Consider the following 17,600-nt stretch of genomic DNA (forward strand, 5'->3'; position numbering starts at 1 on the left):
TGCCCGTCCCACCGGCCGGGGGTCAGCGGATCGGGTCGATCTCGCTCAGGGAGGTGGAGGCACTCTGGAGGCGCTGCTCGCGCAGGTCCTGCATCTCCCGCTGGTTCAGGGCGTGTTCGGCCATGACGATGGTCTGGCACAGCAGCATCAGCGAGCCGCTGACGCTGCTGGACAGCGCGCGGGTGTCGCGCTCGCCGAGGACCACGCCGCGCTGCCCGTCGGTGAGGATCAGGACGTGCGGGCCGACCAGCATGCCCGCGCCGCCCCAGGTGCAGGCGCGGCTGCCCATCAGCTCGTCGCGCCAGCCGTCGGTGCTGCGCGGCGCGTCCCCGACCTGATCCTGCCCGGCGTGGGCACGCAGGTGCTGGATCAGGTCGGTGATCACCGGGGCGTCCTCGCGGCCCAGGGCGGTCAGGTGCGCCACCAGGGCGTCGCGGGTACCTGCCCCCCGCTGCCACTGCTGCGCGGCGTTCAGGAGCGTGTCGTCGGTCATGCCGTCACTATAGGTCGCGCGCGCGTGAGACGCGCCGCGTGGGTCGTCAGTCGCCCGGCTCGTCGGGCGTGTCCGGGGTGTGCGCCAGGTCGTACAGGTCCAGCGCGCCGCTGAGCAGGAACGCCTCGACGAGCTGCGGGTCGAACTGCGTGCCGCTGCCCGCGTGCAGTTCGCGCAGCACCTGTTCCAGCCGCAGCGGCGGGCGGTAGGGGCGCAGGGTGAGCATGGCGTCCACGGCGTCCGCGACGGCCAGCAGACGGCCCTGGATGGGAATGTCATGTCCACGCAGGCCCTCGGGGTACCCGGTGCCGTCGAAGCGTTCGTGGTGGTACAGGACGTACGGCCGCGCGGAGGTCAGGGCGGGGAACCCGCTGATCATGTGCGCGCCGATCACCGGGTGCCGCTGGATGTTGCGGTACTCGGTGTCGCTCAGGCGGCCGGGTTTGCACAGCACCGTGTCCGAGATGGACGTCTTGCCGATGTCGTGCAGCACCGCGCCCAGCCGGACTTCCTCCAGTTGCGTGTCGCTCCAGCCGAGCGTCCGGGCGATCATGAGGGCGCTGCGCTGCACGCGCTGCGTGTGGTCGCGGGTGTACGCGTCGTGCGCGCCCAGTGCCACCACGAAGGCGTTCACGACCGCCAGGGTCGCGGCTTCCAGTTCCGCCTCCTGCATCTTGTAGCGGTGGAACAGCGCGCCGAACTCCTCGGCGTACCGTTCGAGCTGCGCGGCGTAGAGGCGCAGTTCCTGCACCCGGGGGTCCTCGGCGGGCACCTCGGCGGCGGGCGGAACCGGAACGTCGCTCATGAGGGCAGCGTAGTCCGGGGGGTCATGCAGGATTCTTTCAGCACCCGCTCATGGGCGTGGTGTGCGGATTCGCGTCACTCGCGCGGCCGGAACGGCAGGTACTTCGGCTGCCAGAACTTGCGCCGGACGGTATCCAGCAGCGCCGCGTCGCTCTGGCCGCGCAGCGTGAACTCGGTGGCGACGCCGTCCGCGAGGGCCTGCCGGATCACGGCCACCGCGACGTGAATGCTCGCGTGACTCAGTTCGTCCACCGGCGGGTACGTGCGGCCCGGGTGGTTCGTCTGCGTGTACTCCGCCAGGGCGTACGCGGCGGCCGTGACCATCTCGTCCGTGACCTCGCGCACGCGGGCGAGGATCGCGCCGAAGCCCAGGCCGGGGAAGATGAACGCGTTGTTCCCCTGCCCGATCTCGTGCATCTCGCCGTGCAGGCTGACCGGGTCGAAGGGACTGCCGGTCGCCACGATGGCCTGCCCGCCGGTCCAGGCCAGGATGTCCGCCGGGAGCGCCTCCGTATTCGCGGTGGGGTTGCTCAGCGGGAACACCAGGGGGCGGGGCGTGTTGGCGTGCGCGGCCCGCACCGCCCCCTCGCTGAAGATGCCGGCCTGCCCGCTGAGGCCCAGCAGTACGGTCGCCTTCGCCTCGCGGATCACGCTTTCGAGGTCGGTGCCCGCCCAGCCGTCCGTCAGGGCCCTCGGCGTGGCGAGGTCGCGCTTGTAGTCCTCCATGTGGCGGTCGTCGGTCAGCAGCCCGCGCGAGTCGAGCACGAACACCCGCCCCGCGATCTCCTCGGGGCTCAGGCCGTCGCGGCGCATCCCCTCGCGGATCGCCAGGGCCACCCCCGCACCACCCGCGCCCGCCCCATGCACGACGACCACCTGATCGCGCAGCGCCTCGCCCTTCATCCGGCAGGCGTTCAGCACCCCGGCCAGCACCACCGCGCCCGTGCCCTGGATGTCGTCGTTGAAGCTCGGCACGACCCGGCGGTAGCGGCGCAGCACCTCGAACGCCGCGTCCTTGCTGAAGTCCTCCCACTGGATGATCGCCTTCGGGTAGCGCTGCAGCGTGGCCTCCACGAAGCGGTCCACGAAGCGCAGGTATTCGTCCCCGGTCAGGCGCCCGTGCTTCACGCCCAGGTACGCCGGGTCGTCCCGCAGGTCGGCGCGCCCGGTCCCGACGTCCAGTTCCACCGGGAGGGTCTTGTCCGGCCCCACGCCGCCCGCCACGGTGTACAGCGAGAGTTTCCCGATGCTGATCGCCATGCCCCCGAAGCCCTGATCCCCGATACCCAGGATCGCGCTGCTGTCGGTCGCCACGATGATCCGCACGTCGTTCAGCGGCACGTTCGCCAGCGCCGCCCCGGCCCGGTCGATGTTCCGGGTGCTCAGGGTCAGGCCGCGCGGGTAGCGGTAGATCTGGCTGAACTTCTGCACCGCCAGCCCCACCGTCGGCGTGTACACCACCGGCAGCATCTCCTCCACATGCGCGGACAGCAGCGCGTAGAACAGCACCTCGTTGCGGTCCTGCAGGTTGCGCAGGAACACGTGCCGGTCCAGCGGCTCGGTGATCTGCGCGTACTCCGCGTACTGCCGCTCGACCAGCGCGTCCAGCGTGTCCACCTGCGGGGCCAGCAGGCCGTCCAGGCCCAGCGCCTCCCGCTCGGCCTCGGTGAACGCCGTGCCCTTGTTCAGCAGCGGGAAGCGCAGCAGCGGAAAGCCACGCACCAGCGGGTGCAGGTAGCGGTGCCCGTCCTCGCCGCGGCGGACATCGTAATGGTCGGTCAGGGGCAGGGTGCGGCGGGTCACGGCTGGCCTCCGGTCAGGGTGAGGGGATGGCGGTTCATGTCCTTGAACAGCAGGTACTTGCTCCAGTCGCGGCCCAGTGCCCCGTACCACTGCGGGCAGTGCGCGCCCATCCAGATCACGTCCCCCGTCTGCACCGGGTAATAGGCCTCCTGAAGCTTGTACAGGCCCTCGCCCGAGAGCATCAGCAGACCGTGCTCCATGTAATGCACTTCCGTGTACGGCAGGGTCGCGCCCGGCGCGAAACTCATGGTGCTCATCATGAAATCGAACCGTGGATCGTCCGGCAGCAGCTTGCGCGCGATCAGCCGCTCGTCGCCCTCGAACGGCGCACCCGGATTCTCCCGCTCGTTCCCCCAGCACACCGGCGGGGCGTCCACGCCCGGCGCGCCCTGGTACGGCTTCTCGAACACCGCCACCCTCGCCGCGACCCGCGCCTCCAGCGTGTGCGCGACCCCCGCCGGGAAGAACCCGTGATCCGACTCGCGCAGCGTCCGCGACTCGCCGTCCACCTCCACCTGCACCTCGCCGCTCAGCACGAACACGAACCGCTGGTAGCCCAGCAAAGACTCGCGCGCCCGCGCCCCGGCCATCATCTCGGCCGTGAACTGCACGAACCTCGCCCCCAGCCCGATCACCGGCGCGATGTGCAAGACCACCGCGCTGCCGGGCCACTCGGCCAGCGCCGTGCGGACGAACGTATCGGGCGTGATCACCGCGTGCGCCTCACGCAACGCGGAACGGGTGACTCCCAGGTGTTTCATGCGGTCTCCTTCGCCGGGCGCAGCAGCTGCCCCCGCACGGACTCGTCGAATATCGCCCCGCCGGGCGCCCATGCGAACACGCGCTGCCCGCGCAGGTACGTGGCCTGCACCCGCCCCCGGAAGCTCTGGCCCCGGTACGGGTTGCCGTGGTGGCGGTCATGCAGCTCGGTCAGGGTGAACGTCTCGTCCAGCCGCACCAGGGCGAGGTCGGCGTCCGCGCCCAGCCGCAGCGCGCCCTTACTGCCCAGCCGGAAGCGCCGCGCGGGATTCAGTGAGGCGACCGCCGCGATCAGTTCCAGCGGTACGTCCCGCTGCCAGTACCCGCCGTCCAGCAGCACATTCAGGGTGGACTGCGCGCCGCTGATGCCGCCCCAGATGGCGAAGAAGTCCTCCCCGGTCTTCAGTTCGGGTGGGGCGGGGGAGTGGTCGCTGCCGACCGTGTCGATCCGCCCGGCCTTCAGCGCCGCCCACAGCGCCTCGCGGGTGCCCGCGTCCCGGATGGGCGGCGCGCACTTCAGCAGGGCACCGACCCGCTCGACGTCCTCCCCGGTCCAGTGGAGGTAGTGCGGGCAGGTCTCGGCGGTGACGTCCACGCCGCGCGCGCGGGCCTCGGCGGCCAGGGCGACGCCGCGCGCGGTGCTGAGGTGCACGAGGTGCAGGGCCGCGCCGGTCTCCTCGGCAAAGCAGATCGCGCGGCCCACCGCCTCGGCCTCCGTGACCGGCGGGCGCGACGCGAGGTAATCCCGCACGCCCGTCTGCCCGTGCTCGCGCGCCACCTGCGACAGCGTGCGGGTGAACGCGTCGCTCTCGGCGTGCGTGGCGACGACCAGCCCGGCACGCCGCGCGGCGCGCATGCCCTCGAACAGCGTCACGTCATCCGCAGCGGGGAACTCGTCCAGGCCACTGTGGCTCATGAACGCCTTGAAGCCGATCACGCCGCACGCCGCCAGCTCGTCGAGTTCGGTCAGGTTCAGCGGCGTCAGGCCGCCCCACAGGCCGAAATCCAGGCGGGATTTCGCCTCGCCGTGCGCGCGTTTCTCCGCGAAGGCCCGCGCGTCCAGCAGCGGCGGCGAGGAATTCAGCGGCATGTCCAGGAAACTCGTCGCGCCGCCCGCCGCCAGCGCGTGCGTGCCGGTCTCGAAGCCCTCCCAGTGCGTGCGGCCCGGTTCGTTCAGGTGCACGTGGGCGTCCACCACGCCGGGGAAGACGTGCAGCCCGGTCGCGTCGATCTCCTCGCGGGCGGGCGCGAACACGTCCAGCGCCAGACTCACGATCCGCCCGTCCTCCACGGCCAGATCGGCCCGCACCGGCCCGTGCGGCGTGACCAGCGTCCCGCCCCGGACGAGCAGGTCCAGCGCCATCAGCGCGCCCCCTCGCGCTCGGCCAGCGCGCGGACGAACGCGACGCCCACCCGCAGCGCGGCGTCCACGTCGCCTGCGTTCACGGTCTCGTCCGGGTGGTGACTCAGCGCGTTCGGCGAGCGCAGGAACAGCATCGCGGCGGGCATCCGCTCGGCGAGGATCATCGCGTCGTGCCCCGCCCCACTGACCAGATCGGGGGCCAGGAGGCCCTCCTGCCCGGCCGCCACGTGCAGCAGGTCACGGAAGGAGGCGTCCATCGGGATGGCGGGCTGCGCCATCTTGTGCGTGACGTCCAGGGTCACGCCCCGCTCCTCCGCATAACCCCGTGCGGCGTTCAGCAGCGTGTCCAGCGCCCCGGCCCGCACGGCGTCGTCCTCGTGCCGGAGGTCCAGCGTGCAGTGCGCTGCGCCGGGAATCACGTTGATCGCGCCGGGCCGCGCCGTCATTACGCCCACCGTCGCCACCAGTCCCGGCGTGGCGCGCGCCAGATCCTCTGCCGCCACCGCGAAGCGCGCCGCTGCCGCCAGCGCGTCCCGGCGGTGCCCCATCGGCGTGGTGCCCGCGTGCGCTGCCTGCCCCGTGAAGTCCAGCAGCACGCGGTCCTGCCCCACGATGGCACTCACCACACCCACCGCCGCGCCCGCCGCCTGCAGCACAGGCCCCTGCTCGATGTGGAATTCCAGGAACCCCAGCGCCCCGCCCTGCACGGCGGCGTCCGGCAGGGCCGCGTCGTCCAGGCCGTACGCGCGGATGGCGTCCAGCACGCTCACGCCCCGCGCGTCCCGCAGGGTCAGCAGCGGTTCCAGCGTGCCGGTCAGGGCGCGGCTGCCGATGAACGGCACGCCGAAGCGCACGCCCTCCTCCTCGCTGAACGCCAGGAGTTCCAGCGCGAACGGCAGCGCCTCACCCCGCAGCGCCTCCGCGACCGCGAAGGCCAGCGTCACGCCCAGCACGCCGTCGAAGGCCCCGGCGTTCGGCACGGTATCCACGTGCGACCCCAGGTACAGCGTGGGCGCGTCCGGCGTCGGCCCGGCCCGGCGCGCGCGGAGGTTCCCGGCGGCGTCCACGCGGACCTCCAGCCCCAGCTCGTACGCCCAGGCGGTCAGGAAGGCGGTCACGTCGCGGCTGGGCGCGCTGAGGAACGTGCGGGTGATCTCGCCCGGCACCTCGGTGTGGGCGGCCAGGGTCGCGCAGGCGTCGTGCGCGCGGCGCGACAGAAGGGGCAGGTCAGTCATGGAAGGTCCTTTCGGTGAGGGTCAGGCGGTGGGCTTCCAGGGGAACATACGCCGGGGCCGCGTCGGCCAGGACGACATGATCAAGCAGGCGCGCTTCGGGCGTGTCGTCGGGGCGCAGGGCGCGGCGCAGCGTCCGGTACGCGGCGCGGTCGAAGACGCTGCCGTCGTCCAGCGGCGCCCCCACGTGCACCCACTGCCACAGCAGCGCGCGGGCGAGTTCCGCGGTGGCGGTGTCCTCGATCCGCCCGTTCCGCGTGATCACGCCCCGCCCGGCGAACCACGCGCCGAACACGTCCAGCGCGAGGCCCAGCGTGTCGCGCACCTCGGCCGCCGGGAGTGGGCCGGGGTCGGGGAGGGCCAGCAGCCGCTCGCGCGTCACGGGGGCGGTCGGGGGCGGGGGAGGAGCGGGGGTCGCCAGTCCCTCGCGCACGGCGTCCAGCAGCTCCGGCAGGCCCGCCCACGCACCCTGGAAACCCTGCGCGGCCTCGCGGGCCTTGTCGGCCCGCACCGCCTCCAGCGCCGGGGTGGGGTCGCGCGGGTCGGGACTGACGGCCGCCGTCCCACCGACCGCCTGCGCGCCGCGGGCGCGGCACACGTCCACGAGCGCCTGCGCGTAGGCCTGCATGGCGTCCACGTCCATCCCCAGTCCGGCGCGTGGGGGGACGGGCGCGGCGCGGTCGGCGCCGGTGGTCTTCACGAGGCTGAACACGTAGTCCCAGCGGCCCGCGTTCAGCCCGAACGCCCACTCGCTCAGTTCGGCCAGCAGGGCGTCCATGTGCAGCAGGCCCGGCAGCGTCTCGATCTGCAGGCACACCCGCAGCGTGCCGGGATTCAGGCCCAGGTGCCCTTCTGCGACGCGCAGCGCGGTCGCCCAGGCGCGGGCCTGCGGCACGGACTCCAGTTTCGGCAGGTACAGGTGCGGCACCCGGCCCGGCCGCGCGGTCAGCAGCGCCGCCAGATCGCACAGCGCCCCCCGCGCGGGCCGCCCGGCGAAGGTCAGGCCCGGCTGCGGGGCGTACAGCGCGCGGGGCCGCGCCAGCAATGGCACGTCCGCCGCCAGCCACTCGGGCAGGGCCGCCCAGGCCGCCGCGACATTCGCCGGGGTGGGGGCGAAGGTGTCGTCGAAGTCGATTACGACGGCGTCCGCGCCGCTGCTCAGGGCGGCGCGCAGCGCGGGGAGGTCGCTGGCCTCCACGATCAGTTCCGCGCGGCCCGCGCTCAGGTCATCCGGGACGGGAGCGGCGCGGTAGTCCGGCACCGGCGGCGCGGCGTCCAGCGGGCCGGGCGCGTCCACGGCCGTCCACACGTCCGCCAGCGCGGCGTGCAGCGCCTCGGCCAGCGCGCGGGCGGCGGGGGAGGGGAGGTCGGGCGGGTTCACGGACACCACCGGCACGGATTGAGCATGCGCCGCAGCATAGACCCGCTCAGGCGTCCCGGTGGCCCAGGCGCACGGCGATCCGCGAGGCGGCCGCCTGCGCCGCTGCCAGGAAGCGCGGCACCTGCTCGGGCGTCAGCCGCGACGTGGGCGCCGAGACGCTCAGCGCCGCCGCGACCTGCCCGTCCGCGCCGGGCACCGGCACCGCCACGCAGCGCACGCCCAGTTCACGTTCCTGGTCGTCCAGCGCGAAGCCCTCCCCACGCACGCGGGCGACGGCGGCCAGCGCGGCGTCTACGGTCGTCAGGGTGTGGGACGTGTACGCGGTCAGGGTGGTGGCCTCCAGCGCCCGTCGCGCCTCGGCCTCGGGCCGCGCGGCCAGGAGCACCTTGCCCACCCCGGACGCGTGCAGGGGCGCACTCGCGCCGGTCTGCGTGAACATCCGCACGAGTTGCGGTCCCTCGACCTGATGCACGTACGCGGCCTCCAGCCCCGCCCCGTGCGGGCGCAGCACCGCGAGGTTCGCGCTCTCGCCCAGCTCGGCGACCAGGGCGCGCATCTCCGGCGCGGCGGCGGCCGTCAGGGCGTGGGCTGCGTCGAACGCCGCCCCCACCTGATACGCCCGCAGGCCCACCCGGAAGAGTCCCGAGGCTTCCTCCCATTCCACGAAGCCCTGCTGTCGCAGCGTCTCCAGCAGGCGGTACGCGGTGCTGGCCGACAGCCCGGCGGCGCGGGCCACCTGTGACAGTGGCGCCTCGCGCAGCGTGGCGAGTGCCCACAGGACGCTCAGGCCGCGTTCCAGGGTGCGCACGCCGCCCGGTGCGTCCGCGCCGCGCGGGCGGCCCCCGCGACCATTGGGTTCACTCACGCTCAGGCCAGGGCCTCGTAGCCGGGCAGGGTCAGGAAGTCCATCAGGGGCGTGCCGGTCGCGGTGGTGCGGAACAGCCGCGCGGCGTCCGCGTACCCTTCACCGAGCTTGGCGGCCTCGTCGTCGAACAGCTCGTCCCACAGCTCCGGGGTCAGGGGGCGGCCGTCCTCCAGGGTCACGCCGTGGTGCCGCCACTGCCACAGCTGCGCGCGGCTGATCTCGGCGGTCGCGGCGTCCTCCATCAGGTTGTGGATGGGCACGGCGCCCGAGCCGCGCAGCCACGCCGCGAGGTACTGGATGCCGACGTTCACGTTCATCCGCACGCCCGCCTCGGTCACGGTCCCGTCGGGCGGGGTGAGGAGGTCGGCGGCGGTGACGGTCAGGTCGGCCTGCTTGCCGCTGCCGATCTGGTTGGGGTCGGGCATCAGCCGGTCGAAGACCTCGGTGGCGAGGGCGACCATGCCGGGGTGCGCGACCCAGGTGCCGTCGTGCCCGTTCGTCGCCTCGCGTTCCTTGTCGAGGCGCACCTGTTCGAACGCGGCGGCGTTCTTCGCCTCGTCGCCCTTGACGGGAATGAAGGCGCTCATGCCGCCGATGGCGGGCGCGCCGCGTTTGTGGCAGGTCTGGATGGCGAGCTTGCTGTACGCCTGCATCATCGGGACGGCCATGCTGACCTTCGCGCGGTCGGGCAGGATCCGGTCAGGCTGCGTGCGGAGCTTCTTGATGTAGCTGAAGATGTAGTCCCAGCGGCCGCAGTTCAGGCCCGCCGAGTGCTCACGCAGTTCGTAGAGGATCTCGTCCATCTCGAACGCGGCGAGGATCGTCTCGATCAGCACCGTGCCCTTGATCGTGCCGCGCGTCAGGCCCAGCGTCTCCTCGGCGTGATTGAACACGTCGTTCCACAGCCTTGCTTCGAGGTGCGATTCCATCTTCGGCAGGTAGAAGTACGGCCCGGAGCCTCGCTTCAGGAGTTCCTGCGCGTTGTGCCACATGTACAGCCCGAAGTCGAAGAACGCGCCGTATAGAGTCTCGCCGTCGACCTGAACGTGCTTCTCGGGGAGGTGCCAGCCGCGGGGGCGCACGAGCAGCACGGCCGTCTTCTCGTTCAGCTGGTACGTCTTGCCGTTCGTGTCCAGGCGGATGGTGCGGCGCACCGCGTCGCGGAGGTTGATCTGCCCGTCCACGCAGTTGGCCCAGGTGGGGCTGCTCGCGTCCTCGAAGTCGGCCATGAACACCCGCGCGCCGCTGTTCAGTGCGTTGATGATCATCTTCCGGTCCACGGGGCCGGTGATCTCCACCCGGCGGTCCTTCAGGTCGTCCGGCAGCGGGTTGATGCGCCAGTCGCCGTCCCGCACGTTCTGGGTCTCGGGCAGGAAGTCCGGCAGCGCCCCGCCGTCCAGCGCCGCCTGACGGGCCTCGCGGGCGGCCATCAGGTCGCGGCGGCGCCCCTCGAAGCGGCGGTGCAGGTCGGCGACGAAGGCCAGCGCCTCGGGCGTGAGGATCTCACGCTGCGCGTCCGTGATGGGGGCGGTGATGGTCAGGCCGGCGGGCAGGGTCTCGGTCATGCGGGCACTCCTTGAGGGAACAGGGGGGACGGCTCTGAGTTTTTCACTGGATGAACTTGAATTTCATTTTACGGAAAAGCAGCGGGGCTGACCAGCCGGTGTTGTCTCCGCATGGGGAACAACGTGGGATGGCCGCGCTTGATCGCATCGTTGTGGAGACCCGCTCCCGTCCACGGCGATGAGCCCCCCCGCCCCCACCTCCGTGCGCCGCCACCTGCTGCTACCCTTCCTCGCCGCCTTCCTGACGCTGGCCTCCACCAGCTTCATCGCGGGCGGCATCGTCCACCTGGGCCTGGGCGAACACGTCCCCTACGACCTCGGGCTGGCCGTGCTGGGCGTCGTGTGCTTCACCGCCGTGAACGACCTCCAGGAGTTCGTACTGCGCCGGGCCGCGCGCCCCGCGAACCTCCCGCGCTTCCTGCTGGTGTCCTTCGTGCTGCCGGTCGGCATCGGCATGGTCACCGGGGGCGTGCAGCACTTCCTGGACAACCCGGCGTACTCCGCCGCCCTGATCCCCGCCGGGCTGGTCCTGGCCCTGCTGGCCTTTCTGGCGCGCGAGGGTGTCCAGCTGAGCAGCAAGCTGCCGCGTGTCGTGGGCGGCACGGTCGCCGCCGCCGCGCTGCTGTTCGCCGGACTGACCACCGCCGCCCGCGCCCTCGGCCAGCCGACCCAGACCGGACACGCCCACGGATCCAGCGCCGGGTCCGCCGACCACTCCGCCGCCGCGCCAGCCGCCACCTCCGCCACCACGCCGGAGACGGTCCCGGCCGCGCCCGTCCCCACCACGACGCCGGACTCCACGACCTCCGCAACCGCTGCCCAGCGGGTCCCCACGCCCGTGACGGCACCCGCCCACGACGAGGCCCACGGCGACACCCACACGGACGGTCACACGGACGGCAGCCACGACGGACACTGAAGGCCTGAACAGGCGGCCCGCTGACCGCTACACTCCCCGGTGATGACCCGCCCGCGCCGCGCGCCGCCCCGCCCCCTGCCCCGCTGGACCCTGCCCGCGACGCTGCTGGTCCTGCTGGGGCTGGCCGCGTGGATCAACGAGCCGATTCCCGGCGTGACGGGCCGCGAGGCGCGCGCGGTGGCGGCCCTGCCGGTCGCCCCGGCGTTCCGGTCGGGGCAGCGGGTGCTGCTGCTCTCGCCGCACCCCGACGACGAGACGCTGTGCTGCGCGGGCATGCTGAACCGGGCGCGCGCGGCGGGCGCCGAGGTGTTCGTCACCTGGATCACCGCCGGGGACGGCTTCGAGTTCGACGCGGCCCTGACCGAACGGACCCTGCACCCGCAGGGGCGGGCGCTGGGCGAGCGGCGCGTCGGGGAGGCCCGCGCGGCCGCCGTCGTGCTGGGCATCCCACTGGACCATCAGGTGGTCCTGGGCTACCCGGACGGGGGCCTGCGCTTCCTGAACGGCGTGAACTTCGACCGGCCCTACACGTCCCCGCGGACCGGGGCGTCAGCCACGTATCTGCGCGAGGCGCAGACGCCCGGCGCGCCCTTCACCGGCGAGGCGCTGGAGGCGGACCTGACGCGCGTCCTGCGCCGCATGCAGCCCGATGTGATCCTCATTCCCGCCCACGAGGACTTCCATCCGGATCATCACACCCTGACGCTGTTCGCGCAGCGGATCGCGGCGCGGCTGGGCCTGCAAGGTCGCCTGCGCTACTGGGTGGTGCACGGCGGCCTGGAGTGGCCGCTGCCCAAGGGCGCGCACCCGGCCCTGCCGCTGGTTCCGCCGCCGCTGGCCCGGCACCTGCCGTGGCAGCGGGTGCCGCTGGATGCGGAGGATCTGGCGGTCAAGACCCGCGCGGTCAACGCGTACGGCACGCAGACCGAGGTGCTGGGCCGCTTCATGCGGGCGTTCGAGCGGCGCAACGAACTGCTCAGCCCCTCGGACACCGCGCGCTGAGCGCAGGGGTACCGCGCCCGGGACGCTAGCGGCGCAGGAGTTTCACGGCCCGCACGACGTCCTGCGGGGTGATCGCCTCGCCGGGGCGGGCGCGGCACCCGGCGGCGTACTGCTCGAGAATCTGCTCCCCGGCGGCGTCCAGGGCGCTGCGCACGCCGGACAGTTGCGTCAGGATGTCGTGGCAGTCGCGGCCCTCCTCGATCATGCGCTGCAGGCCGCGTACCTGACCCTCGATGCGGCGCAGGCGCAGCAGGACGCGGGTGTCGGTGTCGGTCAGGGCGGGGGCGGCGTCGCTCATGTCGTGCGCCCAGCATACCGCCCCGGCGTATGCCCTGACGAGCCTGACCCGCCTGCCCGGCGACGCCTGCCGTGCGCCGGCGCGCGTGAAGGTCCGGTCAAGGCGCCCGGACTGCGCGGACGTGCACCATGACGGGCATGACACAGGTGCGCCGCAACGACGACACGCAACGCTACGAACTGACCGACGGGGACCGCACGCTGGGCTTCGCGGAGTTCCGCCCGGTCGGGAACGCCGTCATGCTGCCCCACACCGAGGTCGAGGAAGGCCACGAGGGCGAGGGGCTCGGCAGCCAGCTGGCCCGCGCCGCGCTGGACGACATCCGCGCGCAGGGAAAACTGGTGCTGCCCATGTGTCCCTTTATCGCGGCGTACATCCGCCGTCACCCGGAGTACAACGACCTGATCCACCCGCAGCAGCGGGCCGTGTTCGGCCTGTGACCCCCTGACGTTCTGCGCCGCGCCCCCCGTCCGGCCTGACCCCCGGCCCAGCTGAACCGCACCGCCAGTTGCGGACGGGCAGCTTATGCTGGCACGATGACCGTGCCCCCTGCTGCCTTGCCTGCGCTGTTGCCCCTGGCCCCCCGGTACCACGCCCGCGTGTGGGGCGGCGACCGCCTCGCCCCGCCGGTCGGCGGCACGCCCATCGGTGAGGCGTGGATCGCCGACGGGCGCAGCGTCGTCACGGACGGCCCCCTCGCCGGGCAGACCGTCGAGGGACTGATGCGCGCGCATCCGCAGGACCTGCTGGGCCGTCACGGCCAGCCGGACGCGGGGTTCCCGCTGCTGATCAAACTGCTCGACTGCCGCGACTGGCTGAGCGTGCAGGTCCACCCGAACGACGCGCAGGCCCGGGCGATGGTCGGGCCCGGCGAGCGCGGCAAGACCGAGGCGTGGCACTTCCTGCACGTCGAGCCGGGCGCGGAACTGCTGGCGGGCGTCACGCCCGGCACCACCCCCGAGGCCCTGGCGGGCGCCATCCGGCACGGCGGCATCCTGGACGTCAGCGAGCGGGCGCGGCCCGAGGTGGGCGACACGCTGTTCATCCCGGCGGGCACGCTGCACGCGCTGGGGCCGGGGCTGCTGCTGTACGAGGTGCAGCAGGCGAGCGACACGACCTACCGCGTGTACGACTGGGACCGTCCGGCCAGCGCCGGGCGCGCGCTGCACCTCGAGGAGTCCGTGGCGGTCACCCGCGCGGACCTGCGCGGCGACTGGCACGCGGCGACGCAGACCGGCGGCGTGGGAACCCTGGTGAGCTGCCCGGAATTCACGCTGGTGGGCGCGCGGGGCGGCGAACAGGTGGATCTGCGCGGGTCGTTCGGACTGGTGACGGTGGTCCAGGGCACCCTGACGCTCCACGCCGCGGGGCAGACGCTGGAGGTCGGGACGTTCGGGACGGTCCTCGTCCCCGCCTCGGCGGGCGCGGTGACCCTGACGGGGGAAGGCCGCGCCCTGATCGCCACGCCCTGATCGCCACGCCGCGCCTGCTGCGCCGGGACACGCGGTCGTCGGTGCGCCGGCGACTGCCGGTCCGCTGCCGTGGCGCCCGGGGCGCAGCAGAAGGGGGCCGCGCCTGTGCGGCGCGGCCCCCACCACTCAGGCGTGGATTACAGGTTGCCCTTGAGGGTGCTGGCGACCTTGAAGGCCACTTTCTTGCCGGCGGGAATCTGGATCTTCTCGCTGGTGCCGGGCTTCACGCCGGTGCGGGCAGCGGTGGCCTTGACGCTCAGGGTGCCCAGGCCGGGCAGGCCGACGCTCTGGCCGCCCTTGATGGCGCTCACGACGACGTCCAGCATGGCGCTGACGGCTTCCTCGCTCTGCTTCTTGGTCAGGCCGGTCTTATCGGCGACCATTTCCACGAGCTGGGTCTTGGCGACCTTGCTGCTCTCGGCCTTGGGGGCGGCCTTGGCGGCGGGAGCGGCCTTGGCAGCGGGCTTCTTGGCGGGGGCTTTCGCAGACTTTTTCGTCATGGTGAGCAGCATGACATAAGCCGGAGCGCTTGGGAAGGGGGGAGGGGGCCGGGGAATGCCCTCCAGCACGAACTTCCCCTGCCTTTGCGGTGAAAAACGTCGTCTGGGACGCGTCTGGTGTGGAATCCTTAATTCTCGCGTGCAGCACGGCGAAACCCCGGGATGCCCTCCGCCGGGGGGGGCGCGGCGCAGGTCGTCCTTCCCGGGAACCGGTTTCGCGCTATGCTCCGGCCATCCACAATTCACGCGGGCCACCTCCACCTCAGCCGTGCAGGCGGCCCGGTTCGTCCTCACCACCGGAGGTACTCCCGCATGACCCAGACTGCCCGTTACTGGCCCGAAGGCAAGCCGCGCACCCTGACCCTGCCCCGCACCGGCGTCATGCACAACCTGCGTGTCAGCGCCGAACGCTACCCGGACCGCGTCGCCCTGTGGCACTACGGCCGCACCTGGACGTACGCGCAGCTGCACGAGCAGGCCACCCGCCTCGCCGGGCACCTCGCCGCGCGCGGCGTGCAGCGCGGCGACCGCGTGGCCGTCTGGATGCAGAACAGCCCCGAATGGGCCATCGCCGCGTTCGCCGCGTGGCAGCTCGGTGCGGTCGTCGTGCCCCTCGCCCCCATGCTCCAGGCCCGCGAATTCGGCTTCTTCCTGCAGGACGCCGGGATCCGCACCGGCGTGGTCGGCGCGGAACTGTACGACCGCGCCCGGCAGGCCGGGCTGGGCCACGCGGTCGTCGCGAACGTCATGCGCGGCGCGCACGCCACCCCCGGCGTGCCCATCCCGGACGGCCTGGACGTCACCCCCGAACTGCACGGCGACGACGTGACCCTGGAGACCGCACTGCAGGCCGTGCCTGCACCGGAAGCGCCCGTCACGGCCGACGACCTGTGCATCATGCCGTACACCAGCGGCACCACCGGCCTGCCCAAGGGCTGCATGCACACGCACCGCAGCGTGCAGGCGAACGTCTTCGGCGCCGGCGCGTGGGTGGACGGCAACGTCGAGGACGTGTTCCTGGCGGCCCTGCCGTTCTTCCACGTCACCGGCTTCATCAACAGCCTCATGAGCGCCCTGAGTATCGGCGCGCAGGTCGTGATCATGTCCCGCTGGGACCGCGACGCCGCCCGCACCATCATCCGCGACCACACCGTGACCCTCTGGACGAACACACCCACCATGGTCATCGACCTGATGGCCTCCCCGAACTTCGACCCGGCGGACCTGCGCTCGCTGCGCAACGTCACGGGCGGCGGCGCCAGCCTCCCGGCGGCCGTCGGGCAGCGCCTGCTGGACCAGACCGGCATCCTGTTCCTCGAAGGCTACGGGCTGTCCGAGACCATGGCGCAGTCGCACAGCAACCCCAAGGGCCGCCAGAAACTCCAGTGTCTGGGCGTGCCGCTGTTCAACGTGGACGCCCGCATCGTGGACCTCGACAGCGGCCGGGAACTGCCGGTCGGAGAGACCGGCGAGATCGTCCTGCGCGGCCCGCAGGTCATGCAGGGCTACTGGAACCGCCCCGACGCGACTGCCGAGGCCTTCACCGAGATCGGCGGCGAACGCTTCTTCCGCACCGGCGACCTGGGCTACATGGACGACGAGGGGTACTTCTACTTCGCCGACCGGCTCAAGCGCATGGTGAACGTGTCCGGCATGAAGGTCTGGCCCGCCGAGGTCGAAAACCAGCTGCACGCCCACCCCGCCATCCAGGAAGCCTGCGTGATCAGCGTCCCGGACGACCGCAGCGGCGAACGTGCCCGCGCGCTGGTCGTCCTGCGCCCCGGCGCGAGCGCCACGCCCGCCGAACTGGAAGGCTGGGCGCGTGAACAGATGGCCACCTACAAGGTCCCGCGCGACTGGCAGTTCGTCGAAAGCCTCCCGCGCAGCCCGACCGGGAAGGTCGCGTGGCGTCAGTTGCAGGAAGCCGCCCGCGCCGCGATGGCCTGACCCGAACCTCCCCGGCGCCAGGGGCACGCCCGGGGCTCCACGGCCAACCGCTCGCTGTCCTGAGGTGCTCGCGCTGCGGCGCTGCGCTTGAGGTCCGCCCGATCCGGAGGTCTTGACGCAGTTATTGATTCCTGCGTTGGAGCGTAACGAGAGGGGTACGATGAGGGCATGCCGCCAGCCTGGCAACCCACCCGGTGGACCCGCGAACAGATGGAAGAACGGCGACTGTTCGCTGAGCCGTATCTCCGCGCAGGGGAGCTCAGCTCCACCCAGATCGCCGAACGGTGCGGCGTCAGCAGCAGTGCCGTTCGACGATGGCGACAACGTCTGCGCACACAGGGCTCTCTTGAAGCCACCATTGCTCCAGGCCGCACACCACGACTGACAGACGCTCAGATCGCCCAGATCATGACGATCCTCAGCGCGGGGCCGGGCCCCGCGCAGGCCCCGAATGCCCGCTGGACGTGCCCACAGGTGCGCGAGCTGATCGGCCAGACCTACGACGTGTGGTACGACGTCGATCACCTCAGTCGGCTCTTACGGCAGTGGGGATTCACACCACAGAAACCGATGAGGCGGGCACGAGAACAGGATCAGGAGGCCCTCGTCACCTGGGTGGACACCACGGTGCCCGAGTTGGAAAAAAAAAGTTGAGGCCGGAGAAACACTCGTCTTCATCGATGAGGTGGGCTTCAGCTTGAAGCCCACCGTGACCCGCACCTGGGCCCCCTGTGGTCAGACGCCCGTGTTGGTGTCCAAGTACCGCTGGGACAGCGTGTCGACGATTGGAGCGATCGCCACGACGGGACAGTTTCTGCAACACACGCATCCAGCGTCGATCAACGGCGCACACGTCCTGTCGTTTCTGTCGCATCTGTTGCGTCACATTTCTGGATCGATCACGGTACTGCTCGATAACGCCCGCATTCACAAGACGAAGGCGCTGGGCGCCTTCGTTGCAGCTGAACCTCGATTGTCGGTGGTGTACTTCCCGCCATACGCGCCTGAACTGAATCCGATTGAGCCGGTGTGGGCGTATGTGAAGCAGCATGTCCTCGCGAACTTCTGCCCGTCAGATCTTCAGACGTTGAAGGCCCGATTGCCCGTGGCGTGGCGGAAAGTGCGAGCGGCTGAGCTTCCAAGGCGCCTCCTGCATGGAGCTCGGCTGTGACCCAGTTGCGCAGGAATCAATAACAG

General features: G+C 71.9%; 17 protein-coding genes and 1 pseudogene. 6 read left to right on the top strand and 12 right to left on the bottom strand.

Features of this window, described 5'->3' with window-relative positions:
• Window positions 1-22: 22 nt before the first annotated feature.
• From DEIGR_RS16640 to aceB, 10 genes and pseudogenes are all read right to left on the bottom strand, one after another.
• Window positions 23-493: a hypothetical protein gene (locus DEIGR_RS16640; protein ID WP_058979179.1), complete on the bottom strand. Its 471-nt coding sequence runs from the start codon at window positions 491-493 to the stop codon at window positions 23-25.
• A 46-nt stretch (window positions 494-539) separates the two neighbouring features.
• Window positions 540-1,298, bottom strand: a complete 759-nt coding sequence (locus tag DEIGR_RS16645) for an HD-GYP domain-containing protein (protein WP_058979181.1) — start codon at window positions 1,296-1,298, stop codon at window positions 540-542.
• Between the two features lie 74 nt (window positions 1,299-1,372).
• Window positions 1,373-3,100, bottom strand: a complete 1,728-nt coding sequence (locus tag DEIGR_RS16650; protein ID WP_153013890.1) for an NAD-dependent malic enzyme — start codon at window positions 3,098-3,100, stop codon at window positions 1,373-1,375.
• A complete protein-coding gene (gene allE, locus DEIGR_RS16655; RefSeq protein ID WP_058979183.1) occupies window positions 3,097-3,861 on the bottom strand; it encodes a (S)-ureidoglycine aminohydrolase in 765 nt (254 codons plus the stop codon). Before allE ends, DEIGR_RS16650 begins: the two co-directional genes overlap by 4 nt.
• The gene (locus DEIGR_RS16660) at window positions 3,858-5,222 is read right to left on the bottom strand and encodes an allantoinase (protein ID WP_058979184.1); all 1,365 of its coding nucleotides are present in this window, start codon (window positions 5,220-5,222) and stop codon (window positions 3,858-3,860) included. The genes allE and DEIGR_RS16660 overlap by 4 nt, the downstream gene beginning before the upstream one ends.
• A complete protein-coding gene (locus DEIGR_RS16665) occupies window positions 5,222-6,457 on the bottom strand; it encodes an allantoate amidohydrolase (RefSeq protein WP_058979186.1) in 1,236 nt (411 codons plus the stop codon). Before DEIGR_RS16665 ends, DEIGR_RS16660 begins: the two co-directional genes overlap by 1 nt.
• Entirely contained in the window at window positions 6,450-6,887 is a 438-nt protein-coding gene (locus tag DEIGR_RS21640; RefSeq protein WP_407638340.1) for a hypothetical protein, read from the bottom strand. The genes DEIGR_RS16665 and DEIGR_RS21640 overlap by 8 nt, the downstream gene beginning before the upstream one ends.
• Window positions 6,888-6,941: 54 nt before the next feature.
• Window positions 6,942-7,850: pseudogene (locus tag DEIGR_RS21645) on the bottom strand (malate synthase A); the annotation flags it as partial.
• 31 nt (window positions 7,851-7,881) lie between these two features.
• Window positions 7,882-8,700, bottom strand: a complete 819-nt coding sequence (locus tag DEIGR_RS16675; protein ID WP_058979188.1) for an IclR family transcriptional regulator — start codon at window positions 8,698-8,700, stop codon at window positions 7,882-7,884.
• 2 nt (window positions 8,701-8,702) lie between these two features.
• Window positions 8,703-10,265 (bottom strand): malate synthase A, encoded by a 1,563-nt coding sequence (gene aceB, locus DEIGR_RS16680; RefSeq protein WP_058979190.1) that lies wholly within the window; start codon window positions 10,263-10,265, stop codon window positions 8,703-8,705.
• A 178-nt stretch (window positions 10,266-10,443) separates the two neighbouring features.
• Here aceB and DEIGR_RS16685 point away from each other — a divergent pair, with 178 nt between their 5' ends.
• A complete protein-coding gene (locus DEIGR_RS16685; RefSeq protein ID WP_058979192.1) occupies window positions 10,444-11,184 on the top strand; it encodes a hypothetical protein in 741 nt (246 codons plus the stop codon).
• A gap of 42 nt (window positions 11,185-11,226) precedes the next feature.
• Complete coding sequence (locus tag DEIGR_RS16690) at window positions 11,227-12,186, top strand: PIG-L deacetylase family protein (RefSeq protein WP_058979194.1); 960 nt, start codon at window positions 11,227-11,229, stop codon at window positions 12,184-12,186.
• A gap of 25 nt (window positions 12,187-12,211) precedes the next feature.
• Here DEIGR_RS16690 and DEIGR_RS16695 read toward each other — a convergent pair whose 3' ends face one another.
• Window positions 12,212-12,484, bottom strand: coding sequence for a metal-sensitive transcriptional regulator (locus DEIGR_RS16695; protein ID WP_058979195.1), 273 nt, complete (start codon window positions 12,482-12,484; stop codon window positions 12,212-12,214).
• A 137-nt stretch (window positions 12,485-12,621) separates the two neighbouring features.
• Between DEIGR_RS16695 and DEIGR_RS16700 the strand changes: the two genes are divergently transcribed.
• Window positions 12,622-12,924, top strand: a complete 303-nt coding sequence (locus DEIGR_RS16700) for a GNAT family N-acetyltransferase (protein ID WP_058979197.1) — start codon at window positions 12,622-12,624, stop codon at window positions 12,922-12,924.
• A gap of 96 nt (window positions 12,925-13,020) precedes the next feature.
• A complete protein-coding gene (locus DEIGR_RS16705) occupies window positions 13,021-13,956 on the top strand; it encodes a type I phosphomannose isomerase catalytic subunit (protein WP_058979198.1) in 936 nt (311 codons plus the stop codon).
• Between the two features lie 137 nt (window positions 13,957-14,093).
• Here the strand turns inward: DEIGR_RS16705 and DEIGR_RS16710 are convergent, their stop codons facing one another.
• Window positions 14,094-14,468 carry an HU family DNA-binding protein gene (locus tag DEIGR_RS16710; RefSeq protein WP_058979200.1) on the bottom strand — a complete coding sequence of 125 codons (375 nt, stop codon included), beginning with the start codon at window positions 14,466-14,468 and terminating at the stop codon, window positions 14,094-14,096.
• A 300-nt stretch (window positions 14,469-14,768) separates the two neighbouring features.
• Between DEIGR_RS16710 and DEIGR_RS16715 the strand changes: the two genes are divergently transcribed.
• Together DEIGR_RS16715 and DEIGR_RS19880 are read left to right on the top strand one after the other, a co-directional pair.
• On the top strand, window positions 14,769-16,403 hold the full coding sequence (locus DEIGR_RS16715) for a long-chain-fatty-acid--CoA ligase (protein WP_058979201.1): 1,635 nt from the start codon (window positions 14,769-14,771) through the stop codon (window positions 16,401-16,403).
• A gap of 168 nt (window positions 16,404-16,571) precedes the next feature.
• Window positions 16,572-17,574, top strand: a protein-coding gene (locus DEIGR_RS19880) for an IS630 family transposase (protein ID WP_153013568.1) whose coding sequence is annotated in 2 segments (ribosomal slippage) — window positions 16,572-17,042 and window positions 17,044-17,574 — 1,002 coding nt in all. Because the reading frame shifts where the segments join, the coding sequence is not laid out codon by codon here.
• Window positions 17,575-17,600 lie beyond the last annotated feature (26 nt).

The organism is Deinococcus grandis, assembly GCF_001485435.1.
GTDB lineage: Bacteria > Deinococcota > Deinococci > Deinococcales > Deinococcaceae > Deinococcus > Deinococcus grandis.